The sequence below is a fragment of the Thalassospira povalilytica genome (assembly GCF_002844235.1).
Classification (GTDB): Bacteria; Pseudomonadota; Alphaproteobacteria; order Rhodospirillales; family Thalassospiraceae; genus Thalassospira; species Thalassospira povalilytica.
On sequence record NZ_PGTS01000002.1, the window covers coordinates 791,739 to 804,984 of the forward strand.

12 protein-coding genes are annotated in these 13,246 nt (G+C 53.6%); 10 read left to right on the forward strand and 2 right to left on the reverse strand.

From position 1 onward, the window contains the following. Together choV and drt4 are read left to right on the forward strand one after the other, a co-directional pair. Nucleotides 1–1,197, forward strand: a complete 1,197-nt coding sequence (gene choV / locus CU041_RS07975; RefSeq protein WP_101246474.1) for a choline ABC transporter ATP-binding protein — start codon at nt 1–3, stop codon at nt 1,195–1,197. A gap of 179 nt (nt 1,198–1,376) precedes the next feature. Next, nucleotides 1,377–2,981 (forward strand): antiviral reverse transcriptase Drt4, encoded by a 1,605-nt coding sequence (drt4, locus tag CU041_RS07980; RefSeq protein ID WP_101246347.1) that lies wholly within the window; start codon nt 1,377–1,379, stop codon nt 2,979–2,981. A gap of 4 nt (nt 2,982–2,985) precedes the next feature. Here the strand turns inward: drt4 and moaD are convergent, their stop codons facing one another. Then, nucleotides 2,986–3,237, reverse strand: coding sequence for a molybdopterin converting factor subunit 1 (gene moaD, locus CU041_RS07985; RefSeq protein WP_101246348.1), 252 nt, complete (start codon nt 3,235–3,237; stop codon nt 2,986–2,988). An 87-nt stretch (nt 3,238–3,324) separates the two neighbouring features. Further along, nucleotides 3,325–4,302, reverse strand: coding sequence for a LysR family transcriptional regulator (locus tag CU041_RS07990; RefSeq protein WP_233433041.1), 978 nt, complete (start codon nt 4,300–4,302; stop codon nt 3,325–3,327). 141 nt (nt 4,303–4,443) lie between these two features. On the opposite strand from CU041_RS07990, the gene CU041_RS07995 reads away from it, so the two are divergent. The 8 genes from CU041_RS07995 (at nt 4,444) to CU041_RS08030 (ending at nt 13,223) form a co-directional block, all read left to right on the forward strand. Continuing rightward, nucleotides 4,444–5,316 (forward strand): ABC transporter permease, encoded by an 873-nt coding sequence (locus tag CU041_RS07995; RefSeq protein WP_101246349.1) that lies wholly within the window; start codon nt 4,444–4,446, stop codon nt 5,314–5,316. A gap of 15 nt (nt 5,317–5,331) precedes the next feature. Further along, nucleotides 5,332–6,147, forward strand: coding sequence for an ABC transporter permease (locus CU041_RS08000; protein WP_101246350.1), 816 nt, complete (start codon nt 5,332–5,334; stop codon nt 6,145–6,147). A 109-nt stretch (nt 6,148–6,256) separates the two neighbouring features. Beyond that, entirely contained in the window at nt 6,257–7,411 is a 1,155-nt protein-coding gene (locus CU041_RS08005; protein ID WP_101246351.1) for an ABC transporter substrate-binding protein, read from the forward strand. Nucleotides 7,412–7,518: 107 nt separating this feature from the next. After that, on the forward strand, nt 7,519–8,616 hold the full coding sequence (locus CU041_RS08010) for an ABC transporter ATP-binding protein (protein WP_101246352.1): 1,098 nt from the start codon (nt 7,519–7,521) through the stop codon (nt 8,614–8,616). Between the two features lie 35 nt (nt 8,617–8,651). Further along, nucleotides 8,652–10,028, forward strand: coding sequence for an aminotransferase family protein (locus CU041_RS08015; RefSeq protein WP_101246353.1), 1,377 nt, complete (start codon nt 8,652–8,654; stop codon nt 10,026–10,028). Next, on the forward strand, nt 10,025–10,954 hold the full coding sequence (locus tag CU041_RS08020; protein WP_101246354.1) for a BKACE family enzyme: 930 nt from the start codon (nt 10,025–10,027) through the stop codon (nt 10,952–10,954). The genes CU041_RS08015 and CU041_RS08020 overlap by 4 nt, the downstream gene beginning before the upstream one ends. Nucleotides 10,955–11,022: 68 nt before the next feature. Continuing rightward, a complete protein-coding gene (locus CU041_RS08025; RefSeq protein WP_101246355.1) occupies nt 11,023–12,081 on the forward strand; it encodes a histone deacetylase family protein in 1,059 nt (352 codons plus the stop codon). Then, a complete protein-coding gene (locus tag CU041_RS08030) occupies nt 12,078–13,223 on the forward strand; it encodes an NAD(P)/FAD-dependent oxidoreductase (protein ID WP_101246356.1) in 1,146 nt (381 codons plus the stop codon). The genes CU041_RS08025 and CU041_RS08030 overlap by 4 nt, the downstream gene beginning before the upstream one ends. Nucleotides 13,224–13,246: the final 23 nt, after the last annotated feature.

Below are 13,246 nucleotides of genomic sequence, written 5' to 3' on the forward strand. Positions count from 1 at the left end.
ATGACCAATGCTGTTGAATTCGATAATATTGATGTGATCTTTGGCGACCGTCAGGCTGAATCGCTCAGACTGCTGGATGAAGGCAAAACGCGTGCTGAAATCGCCGAGGCAACCAACAACGTTCTTGGCGTCGCCGATGTCAGCTTCAACGTTCCCGAAGGCGAGATTTGCGTTCTTATGGGGCTTTCGGGGTCTGGCAAATCATCGCTTCTGCGCTGTGTGAACGGACTGAACACCGTGTCGCGCGGATCGTTGCGGGTGCGCGATGGCGACTGGATGGCCGATGTCACCAAATGCGATGGTCCGACATTGCGCAAATTGCGCCGTGAATGCGTTGCCATGGTGTTCCAGCAATTCGGGCTGCTGCCATGGCGCACGGTTGCGGAAAATGTCGGCTTCGGGCTTGAGCTGCGCGGTATGGGCAGCAAGGAACGCCGTGACATCGTCAATGAAAAGCTGGCACTGGTCGGGCTTGATGAATGGGCAGACAAATATGCCCATGAATTGTCCGGTGGCATGCAACAGCGTGTCGGCCTTGCCCGCGCCTTCGCGACCGATGCACCGATCCTTTTGATGGATGAACCGTTTTCGGCCCTGGATCCGCTGATCCGTAACCGGCTTCAGGACGAGTTGCTTGATCTTCAGGAAAAGCTCAACAAAACCATTCTGTTTGTCAGTCATGATCTTGACGAAGCCATGAAGCTTGGCAATTCGATCGCGATCATGGAAGGCGGCTATGTGGTTCAGCACGGCACCCCCGAAGACATCGCATTGCGCCCGGCCAATGAATATGTTGCCGACTTTGTCGCGCATATGAACCCGGTCAATATCCTGCGCGGTCGCGCCATCATGCAGCGTGTTGCCAAGGATCAGCGCAACGGTTCGGGTGATCTTCAGATCGAAGATGAAAACATCCGGATCACTCTTGAAAACGGTGTTGTGCGTGCCGCGACCAATGGTGCGCGCGGGGAGCTGAAGCTGATCAATTATGATGGCAGCCTTCCGGCCGATCTGGATCCGACCGACAATGCGATTATCTTTGTCGCCAAGGATGAAGTGCTGCTTAAGGATCTGATTGATATGCGGTCCATCACCCAGAACCCGGTCATTCTGACCCGCGAGGGCAAGATTTCCGGAACGCTTGGCCGCAAGGAATTCTTTGACAGTCTGACGCAGACGGCATCGGTTCACGACTGATCGTTTTTAGACAGAAATCCACAACAAGAAGGCGACCAATCATTGGTCGCCTTCTTTGTAAAGAGCCCCCAAACACTCAATCATTTTCTCGTTGAGGCCACCACTTTAAGTTGAGTTTTTTAAATTAGTAAAGCATAATTTCACAATAATTATCTGTTTGAGAAAAGGTAAATGGCAGTATGGTTCACTTCATAGACAATGATCGCATTCGTTACGAAGCATTCTGCCGCTATAACTATTTCCCAAACCAAAAATCTGCTTTTTCCGAGATACCACCCAGTATCTCATCAAGACAGTTCACACCGGAAGTATGCGAGGAGGTTGCCTCCCTTGAAACGCCAAGGTCTAGAAAGCGGCATGGCTATGACCTTGTGGAGTATAGATCTACCCGCTTTAACAACGTACCGAGAATTCTCTCGATCCCTCACCCCAAACCCCAATCTGAACTGACTAAACACATCTGTGATAATTGGGATAAAATTTCTCACATAGAAGAAAACGAAAATAGCATGGTGAAACCAGAACTCCATGCAGATCGCAGAATCCTAGTAATGAACTACGAAGACCCTGCAACAAAACGCCTCCGGAATCACACTTCAAGTTTTGCGAATTTTTTCCGGGTTAACAGTGACATTTCGAACTGCTTTAACAGTATCTATTCGCATTCACTTCCATGGGCAATCGTTGGCCTTACAGCAGCAAAAGAAAACAGGAACCAACAAGAGTGGTTCAACAAACTCGACACTCTTCAGAGAAATACAAAACGCCAAGAGACGCAGGGCATTCCAATAGGCCCCGCCACTTCGAACATATTCGTCGAACTAGTACTAAACTCTGTAGACCAGAGCTTGCGCGAAGGCGGTTATCGGTTTCACCGATACATAGATGACTACACCTGCTTTTGTCACACAAACGAAAATGCTGAAGGTTTCATTCGCGACCTCAGCAGCGAGCTCTCAAAGTACCGCCTCTCACTCAACCTCTCAAAAACCAAGGTGACCCCTCTACCACACCCCGCAGACGATTCATGGGTACTTGAGCTTCATAGCTACCTTCCGAACCGTTATGCTCAGCCAGAAGGTCTAGAGGAGAAACTTAGTGCAAATGAAGTGGTCTCGTATCTTGGAAAGGCGCTCCTCCTAAACCAAACTACTCCTGATGGGAGCGTGCTAAAATATGCAATTCATTTAATTATCGATCATGTTCATGCATCATCAAAATCAGAGGTCATGCTAGCAGTTCTAGAACTCGCTTTTCATTATCCGGTTCTAATTCCTTACGTACAAAGGTTGACCGACGAGGACTTCACACTGCACTTCTACAACGCAGCTGACGCCATTGAGAAAATTGCTTTTGAGAACCTCAAAAAAAGAAGGTCAGACGGTGTCGCTTGGCCTCTACATATCCTGAAGTGCGCAGAATTGGCGCCCAGCCAAAAGCTAGCTGAAGCAATCGTCGCCAGCTCTGACAGCTTGGCAATCACTCTGCTTTCAGATTTTGAGATCGACAGGACTTCAATCGTTAACTTTAGCAAGGAAGTTGCCAAGGCAGACAACTACAGCAAAGATAACTACTGGCTGCTACTTTACCAAATGTACATTAGGGATGAATTGAAAAACCCTTATGAAGATCAGGTTTTTCCGACCATTCAAAAACATGAAGTGAACTTTATTCCAAACGATACCATCAGCCAATCAGAACAAATATGCTCTGAACTCGAGACCGAAGCAGTTGCAGAAATGTTTAAAGGACTAGACTTACATTTTCCCACTGCTGATGAGTAGCAGCTTAACCGCCTGTGACCGGCGGAAACAGCGCGATCTCGCGGGCTTTGGTCACATCGGCATCGGATGTTGCATATTCCTGATCGACCGCAACACGGATGATTGCGGGATCGGCAAGGGCATTGGCGAAATTTTCGCCACGTTCGGGAAGCCAGGTCAAAAGCCCGCCAACGGTTTTGACATGATCAGGCAGATCAATGTCTTCTTCGCCAAAACCGATGCGGTCCTTGACCCACGAAAAATAGACCAGTTTCATAAGTGTTCCTGATGGCAAGATTGAATTTGGCGCCATGCTTGCGCAATCGCCCCAAAGACGCAAGTCCCGAAGCCGTGAACGATCCCGTCAGGGATAGACAAAATATCCATCGGGCGCATTTTCAAGGCGCGCGGTCAGGTTATCGATGAAAAACCGTTCTGCCCGGCTGAGCGACATGCGCGGGTTGGTTACAAGATAGATATCAATAGCAGGCGGCGCGTCATAAGGGGGTAAACGCCACAACTGACCGCGTTCGGTGGCGTTTTGCACCACATGGATCGGCAGTGGCCCGATGCCAAGCCCCGCATTGATCAGACGCCGGACTTCTTCAAGATGGGGACTTACCGCAACGACCTTCCCCTTCATCCCCTGCTGGGCGCGCAAAATGGCCACCGGGGCCAGTGCATCCGTCAACTGGTCAGTGGAAAACGACACGAATGCTTCGCTGCGCAAATCGGCAAGCGTCAGGTCGCTTTTTCCGAACAAATGATGGGTCGGCCCACAGAAAAAGCCGAAATGTTCGCGGTACAGCCTGCGATATTCAAGTCTGGGATGCTGTTCCTTGACCAGGCAGATGCCAAAACTTGCCTGTTGTGAAAGCACTTGATCAATCACATGCATCGAGGTCGCGACATTGATTTCATAGGTCACTTCGGGATGGGACCGGTTGAAATCAAACAGCGCATCATCAAGGGGCGGGAACACCACATGACTGGCCAGCCACAAATGCAGATGCCCGGTCAATTGATTGCCGCTATCAGACATCACATCGGACAATCGCCCGATCGCCCCGCAAATTTCCCGGCATTCATGATAAAGCGCCAAGCCCTGCTCGGTGACTTCAAACCGCCCGCGTTCGCGGTCAATCAGGCGCGCACCGATTTGATCTTCAAGCCGTTTCAGGGCGTTACTGACACTGGGCTGTCGCAATAAAAGCCGGTTGGCCGCCCCGGTAATCGAGCGTTCTTCGACAATGACGGTGAATGTGTGCAACAGGTTCCAGTCAAACTGGCGGCGCATCAATTCGTTCATTTCATCCCCCGGACCGGTAGTATGGTCAGCCATCCCATAGTTACTGGCTATGGGATCTATTCTACTTATCTATTTGCGCTATGCGCAAGTCTGGGGTGAAATGGTTCCAGAAAATATTTCAACGGCCAAATAACCGCGCACGGCATCGCCGGAGCACAATAACGGGAGGCATAAATGGCCGCAGATATCGCCGGGGCGCGTCGCGCACCCTGGATGCTGTTATCGCCATCATTGGCAACAGTCGGGCTGCTTTTGATCATCCCGATGCTGTTTATCGTCGTCTATTCGTTCTGGTTGCGCACCGCGACCGGAGCCGATCAGGTCGGCTTTTATCTTGATAACTGGATCGAGGTCCTTGGCGACCGGTTCTATCGCGATATTCTGTTTCAAACCTTTGCCATTGCCTTTTACACCACGGTGATCTGTGCACTGGTCGGGTATATCCCGGCTTATTTCGTGGCCAACACACCGATGAAATCAAAGGCGTTTCTGCTTTTGATGCTGATGCTGCCATTCTGGATCAGCTACATCATCCGCACCATGTCGTGGATCAATATTCTGGGCACGTCGGGCGCGCTTAATACCGTGATGCTGTCAATTGGCATCATCGATGAACCGATCCAGATGCTTTATAACCAGACCACGGTTGTGCTGGGTCTGGTGCATTATCTGCTGCCTTTCATGATCCTGAATGTCTATGTCAGCCTTGATGGCATTGACAAGAACCTTACCGAAGCGGCCCAAAGCCTTGGCTGCACCGGATTTCAGGCCTTTCGCGAAGTCACCTTGCCACTCTCGCTTCCCGGTCTGGCAGCGGGGTCGCTTCTGTGCTTTGTGCTTGCGGCGGGCACCTATATCACCCCGATTGTTCTGGGCGGCCCACGCGATGCGATGTTCGCCAATCTGGTGTTTGAAGCCATCGTCACCCAGTTGAACTGGCCGCTTGGATCGGCTCTTTCACTCGTCCTGCTGGCCCTTCTGGGCGCGCTGGTCGTCATTTACACCCGCTATCTCGGCATCGATCAGATCGCCAAGAGCTTCAAGTAAGGGAGGTATATGACAATGTCCGGCTGGTCGATGATCCGTATTGCCACGATCCTTGTTTATCTGTTCCTGTTTGCCCCTGTTGCCGTGGTAATCCTTCTGGCATTCAACGCCAATCAGTTTGGCGGATTTCCGATCGAAGGGTTTTCACTGCGCTGGTTCGAAGCGCTTTGGAACAATGATGCCATCGTAAGGGCGTTCAAAACATCCCTGTTGCTGGGCCTTTTGACCAGTGCGGTGTCAACAACGCTTGGCACCATGGCAGCCCTTGCCATGGTGCGCTATGACTTCCCCGGAAAACGGACGATCTCGACCTTGCTGGTTGCGCCGATCCTGATCCCCGAAGTGGTTCTTGCGGTTGCGTTGCTGTTGTTCCTTCAGGCGCTTTCCATGCCCAAAAGCTTTGGCCTGCTTTTGATGGGGCATGTTGTCTTTACCCTGCCCTTTGTGGTGCTGGTGGTTCAGGCACGTCTGGTATCGATCCGCCGCGACGTTGAAGAAGCCGCCATGAGCCTGGGTGCCACCCCGGTTCAGACATTCTTTGAAATCACCCTGCCGCTGATGCTGCCGGCTGTGATGGCCGGGATGCTGTTTTCCTTTACGATTTCCTTTGATGACATCACCGGCACCCTGTTCTGGAAACCGGGTGGTGTGGAAACAGTCCCGACCCAGATTTTTGCCATGTTGCGCAATTCCATCAGCCCGGAAATCAACGCGCTTGGTGCGGTCATGGTGATCTTTACCATCGCCCTTCCGCTGATTGCCGCATCGATTGCGCGGGTCATGTCCGCACGCAAGCTTCGGGCATCAAACCGCAAGACACAGACTGCCTAGTGGATTTCGAATATCGCGGGTAACCGCCAAAACCAACAACAAGACCAAAAGACCAACGACCAAGAACAAAACCGATAACGGAACAAATTGTTTTATCAGGAGGCCTTAAATGGACGATACGAAACGCTATGAACGCCTGCTTAATCGTTACCGTGATGGCGATATCAGCCGTCGCACATTCCTGACCGCCCTTGGCGCGGCCGGTGTTGTTGCCGGTGTCACCGGTGGCCCGATGGGCATGCTTGCCAAAAATGCGCGCGCAGCCACCCCCGAACAGGTCCGCTTTGACGGTTGGGGCGGCGTTGTTTCCGAGGCATTCGAAAAATATGCCTTCGCGCCCTATACCCAGAAAACCGGCATCAAGGTCATTTCCGGCACCTTTGGCGGGGCCGATGAATATATCGCACGCGTCAAGGCCGGCCAGCCGGGCGAATTCAACCTTGCTCACCTGTCGGGTGTGTTTGACTATGCGCGCTATCACGGTCTGGAACTGACTTCGGAATTGAACGAAGCCAATATCCCGAACCTTAAAAACGTGATCCCGACCCTGATTGATCCGCTGCGCAAGATCAGTGGCGGCACGCTTTCGGCGGTTCCATATGATTACGGCACCACGGGCATTGCCTATAACCGCAAATATATCAGCGACGACGAAGCCAAGGCCAAGGGTGCCAAGCTGATGGTCGATGAAGCCTATAAAGGCAAGATCGGCGGTTGGGGTGAATGGAAAACCCGTATCTGGTACGGCGCGCTTCAGTCCGATCAGGACCCGAACAATATCAAGGATATCGATGCGGTTTGGGACATGATCCGTTCGCACCGTGATCTGGCCCTTAAATACTGGAGTTCGGGCGCGGAATTGATGAGCCTTCTGGCCGAAGAAGAAATCTATGTCACCGAAGGTTGGTCGGGCCGTATCAAGGCGCTTCAGGATCAGGGCCATGACATAGGTTATCTTGATCCGGCTGGTGGTCTTGGCTGGCAGGAATGTCTGTTTGTGCTGCGCGGTAGCCCGATGGCCGCCTGTGAAGAACTTCTGAACTTCATGCTTGAACCGGAAGTCGCGATTGCAGTTGCCGAAGGTCAGAGCTACCCGCCGGCCCTTGACCCGAACAAGGTCGATCTTGGCAAAATCATCCCGACCCTGCCAGCGTTCGACCCGAAAGGCACGCTTGCATCGCTCAGCTTCTTTGATCCGGCATACTGGAACGAAAACGAAGCGGACTGGTCGAAAACCTTCTCTCGTGTGCAGCGCGGCTATTAAGGCCCGATTGCACACCTGAACCTGTGTCCTGGCCTTCGCACAACCGGCCAGGACACATCTGCCCCGTAATGGCGGCAGGCACATTTATTCTGACAGGGTATCTAACAATGGCAGACACAACCAACGCTGTTGAACTGCAAAATGTCGTGAAACGTTACGGGGAATTCACTGCGGTCAAACGCATGGATCTGACCGTACCTGATAACAGCTTTGTCACCTTCCTTGGCCCGTCGGGCTGTGGCAAGACGACAACCTTGCGCATGATTGCAGGTCTGACCGACGTTACCGAAGGTGATTTGTTGATCCGGGGCAAACGGGTCAACAGTCTTCCGATCCATAAGCGCAATCTTGGCCTTGTGTTTCAGAACTACGCCCTGTTCCCGCACAAGACGATTTTCGACAATATCGCCTTTGGCCTGAAATACCGCAAAGTCGCCAAGGCCGACATTGCCAAGAAAGTTACCGACGCGCTTGAACTGGTGCAGCTTCCCCATGTCGCGGACCGGTATCCCAATCAGCTTTCCGGCGGCCAGCAACAGCGTATTGCGCTTGCGCGTGCGATTGTGATCGAACCCGATGTGTTGTTGCTTGATGAACCGCTATCCGCCCTTGATGCGAACCTGCGCGAAGAAATGCGGGTCGAGCTTAAACGCATTCAGCGCGAACTGGGCGTTGCAACCGTCTTTGTCACCCATGACCAGTCAGAGGCCCTTGCCATGTCTGACAAGCTGGTGGTGATGAATAACGGCATCGTCGAACAGGAAGGCGCCCCGGAAGATGTTTATAACAATCCGGCATCCGCATTCGTTGCCGACTTCCTAGGCCATTCCAACATTATTGCCGCAAATCTTGGCAGCCCGGATGCGGCCTTTACCAGTGTTAATCTGCAAAGTGGTGAAACGCTTTTGACCACAGCGGAACAAACCGCCAAGGCCAACGGATCAAAGGATGTCCGTGCGGTCATCCGTGCGGAAAAGATTGAACTGTCAGATCAGAACAGCGCCAAGGATGGCAGCATCGCCATTCCCGGCAAGATCAAGACAGTCGATTATCTTGGTCAGCAGGCCCGATATTTCGTTACGGCCAATGGCCGCGACTGGCAGGTGATCAATCCGATTGATGCCCGCCCCCATCAGGAAGGTGCCGATATCTTTATGCATATCGCGGCACGTAATTGTGTGTTGTTGCCCGGTCATCAGGACTAAGGATCGCTGATACCGGTTCAGGAGAGCCACCATAAATGACGCATGATAAGAAAAATCCGGTCGGTCATAACCGGGAATCCCGCCTGTTTTATCAAAGCCGGTCGCGCCGCCCGCTGATTGACCGCGCCGAAGGCGTTTATATGTGGGACGTCGATGGCAAACGCTATATCGATGCGTCCAGCGGGGCGATGGTCAGCAATATCGGCCATAGTGACCCGCGCGTGATTGCCGCGATGAATGCACAGCTTGAAAAAGCAAGTTTCGCCTATCGCCTGCATTTTGAAAATGACGCGGCCGAAAACCTTGCCTGGCGGTTGGCCGAACGTGCACCAGGCGATCTTGAACGGGTGTTCTTTGTTTCGGGTGGGTCCGAGGCGGTTGAAAGCTGCATCAAGCTTGCCCGCCAATACGCACTGGCCAAGGGTGAACCCCAGCGCACCAAAGTCATTTCACGGTTCCCAAGCTATCATGGCTCCACCCTTGGTGCGCTTGCCCTGACCGGCTATACGCCGATGCATGCGCCGTTCGCGCCGATGATGGTCGACCAACCGAAAATCCCTGCCCCGACCTGTTATCTGGATCGTGATGATCTGTCCGATCATGATCGCGGCATCAAATATGCCAATATGCTCGAAGCAGAGATCATCAAACAGGGTCCGGAAACAGTTCTTGGTTTCATCATGGAACCGGTTGGCGGGGCGGCCACCGGCGCGCTGGTTGCACCGGATAGTTATTATGGCCGCATCCGCGAGATTTGCGATCAATACGGTATTCTTCTGATCTATGACGAGGTCATGACAGGGGCCGGTCGGACCGGGAAATATTTTGCCTGCGAACATTGGGGCATCACGCCCGATATCCTTGCTGTTTCCAAGGGGTTGGCCGCGGGTTATGCGCCGCTTGGCGCGATGATTGCGCCCGATCGTATCGTCGGGCCGGTTCTTGATCATGGCGGGTTTATCCATGGCTATACCTATGCCGGGAACCCGCTTGCCTGTGCGGCGGGGAATGCGGTTCTTGATGTGATTGACGAAGACGGTTTGCTTGAAAATGCCGCAACAAGCGGTGCGGCCCTAAAAGCCGAACTTTCCAAGCTGTCAGATGAATTCACCATGATCGGTGATGTACGCGGCAAGGGATTGTTGCTTGCGGTTGAGCTGGTCAAGGATCGCAAATCCATGGAACCGCTTGATCCCAAACATATGGCGGCCGCCCGACTGGTCGATATCGCCTATGACAAGGGATTGATCATTTACTGGCGTCGCACACGCGGCGGATATCGGGGCGATCACGTGATGGTCTGCCCGCCCATGACCATCAAGTCCGAACAGTTCGACGACATTATGGTGCCATTGCGTGCCGCCCTTGCCGAACTTCAGGATGAACTTCTCGTCGCCGGAGCCTTTTCATGAGCCGGAAAGTTATCATCACCTGCGCGGTTACCGGATCGGTTCACACCCCGTCCATGAGCCCGCATTTGCCCATCACACCCGATGAAATCGCCAGGCAGGCGATTGATGCGGCCAATGCCGGTGCATCGATCCTGCATCTGCATGCCCGTGATCCCAAGACCGGCTTTCCAAGCCCGGATCCCGACCTGTTCATGGACTTCCTGCCAAAGATCAAGGCCGCAACCGATGCAGTGATCAATATCTCGACCGGCGGTGGCATGACCATGACGGTCAAGGACCGCATTCGTGCCGCCACCCATGCATCACCGGAAATGGCGTCGCTCAATATGGGGACGATGAATTTCGGCCTGTTTCCGGCCCTTGCGGGACGCAGCGAATGGAAACATGACTGGGAACCGGAATTTCTTGAAAGCAGCCGCGACTTTGTTTTCAAAAATACGTTTTCCGACATCGAGACCATTCTGGCCGATCTTGGCGAAGCCAACGGCACGCGGTTCGAATTTGAATGCTATGACGTTGGTCATCTTTATACCCTTGCCCATTTCGTTGACCGCGGCCTGATCAAGGGCCCGATCTTTATCCAGTTTGTGCTGGGTGTTCTGGGCGGGATCGGGGCTGATCCCGATAACCTTGCCCATCTGAAACGCACCGCCGACAAGCTGTTTGGTGATCAATACCAGTTCTCGGTTCTGGGGGCCGGTCGTCATCAGATGCCGCTTGCCAGCATGGCCGCCGCGATGGGTGGCAATGTCCGGGTCGGACTTGAAGACAATCTTTATCTGCGCAAGGGCGAACTTGCGCCGGACAACGCATCACAGGTTCGCAAAATCCGCGAAATCCTGGACGGGTTGTCTCTTGAAATCGCAACACCGGACGAGGCGCGTGCGATTTTGGGGCTTAAAGGGGCTGACAAGGTCGCCTTCTAGCCCGCCTGAAACGACGAACCAGTTGATACGACAACCGTTTATCCACGTAACAGTGAAAGGCGGCAGCGATGATGCGTGCCTATTTCTCAGACGATCAGTTACGCCACCACGGCAAGACATTCATTGTCGCGGGCGAGAAAAAACCGATCCCCGAAGTCCCTGAACGCGCCGAAATCCTGCATACGGCGATTGCGCGGCTGGGGCTTGAGGTCTGTGCACCATCAGATGCCGGTATGGCCCCGATTGCTGCCATTCACGACAATCAATATCTGAATTTCCTACAAACCATTTACCCGGAATGGATTGCCGCAGGCGGGTCGGAGCTGGTGATCCCGAACATTCATCCGTTTGATCGTAATGGCCCCTACCCGCGCCATCATGCCGGCAAGGCCGGTTTTCATCTGGGTGATACATCCTGCCCGATATCGGAAACCACGTGGCAATCGGCCTATGCCAGTGCGCAAACCGCGATTTCAGCCGCCCGTCATGTCCGTGATGGCGGCGCGCAATCGGCCTATGCGCTGTGTCGTCCGCCCGGACATCACGCCAGTTCCAACCTTGCCGGTGGGTTCTGTTATCTGAATAACAGTGCGATTGCCGCACAGGAATTGCGCGAAAAATATGACCGGGTGGCGATCCTTGATGTCGATCTGCATCATGGCAACGGCACCCAGCATATTTTCTATGAACGGTCCGATGTCCTGACCCTTTCGATCCATGCCGACCCGATGGATTTTTATCCATTCTTCTGGGGCAATGCCGAAGAAACCGGGGCCAAGGACGGGGTTGGTTTTAACAAGAACTATCCATTGGCACTGGGCAGTGGCGATGACGTGTTCCTCGCCGCACTTGACCGGGCGATGGCAGCGATTGACGAATTCGGGGCCGATGCGGTGGTGGTCGCACTCGGTCTTGATGCATCGCGGGATGATCCGTTTGGCGGCCTTGCTGTCAGCCCGGATGGTTTTTCCAGGATCGGTGAAAAAATTGGCACCCTTACCTGCCCAACCGTGATAGTGCAGGAAGGTGGTTATGTTAGCGTCACGCTGGCGGAAAACCTGTATCAGTTTCTAAGCGCCTTTGGCGCCACCAACAAAAACATTTCGATATCAGAAGGCCCCAAATGACCCATTCAGACATCCTGATTATTGGCGGCGGCATCGCCGGTATGTCGGCCGCATATTTTCTGGCCAAGGCGGGTAAATCCGTCACCGTTCTGGAGCGCGAAGATCAGCCGGGCTATCACAGCACCGGCCGGTCCGCCGCCCTTTATAGCGAAACCTATGGCCCGAAAATCATCCGCAAGATGTCGACGGCAAGTCGCGATTTCTTTTTGAACCCGCCAGCCGGTTTTACCGAAAACCCGATCCTGACCCCGCGCGGGATCATCATGTATGCCGGGCCGGGCGAAGAAGCCGAACTTGATGCCCTGATTTCCGAAGGCCGGGCGAACGGCGCGAACTTCACCGAACTGACCCCGGATGCGCTTAAGGAAATCGTGCCGATCCTTAATACCGATCTGATCGCCAAGGGTGCGCATGAACCCGATGCGATGGACATTGATGTTCATGCCCTTCACTGGGGCTTTATCCGTCAGTTCAAGGCCGTGGGTGGCAACCTTGTCATCAAGGCCGATGTCAGTGCGATTGCCAAAGCCGGTGACAATTGGCAGGTCACCCTTGCCAATGGCGACGTTCATAGCGGTGCAATCCTTGTCAATGCCGCAGGTGCCTGGGCCGATGACATCGCCAGCAAGGCCGGTGTCAAACCGCTTGGCATTGTGCCAAAACGCCGGACTGCCGTGATGGTGGATGCGCCCGATGGCATGGATATTCATGGTCTTCCGATGGTCGCGGCCCTTGATGAAAGCCTGTATTTCAAGGAAGACGCAGGCCGGTTGCTGGTATCGCCCGCCGATAAAACCCCGACCGAACCCCATGATGTCCAGCCCGAAGAACTTGATATCGCCATTGCGATTGATCGTCTGATGACCGCGACCAGCGTTGTGGTCCGTCGCCCGGGTGAATCCTGGGCCGGGTTGCGCAGCTTCTTTGCCGATGGCGACCCTGTTTCAAGCTTTGATCCGCAAGATGACAGCTTCTATTGGCTGGCCGGCCAGGGTGGCTATGGCATTCAGACAGCCCCCGCCATGGGTGAATATGCCGCAAGCCTGATCTGTGGCAACGGCATTCCGCCCCATATGGAAAAGCTTGGCGTACGCGAAGATGCCCTGTCGGCAAGCCGCCCGACACTTGCATCTGGCAAATGATCAAATATCGGCAGGGATAAAAG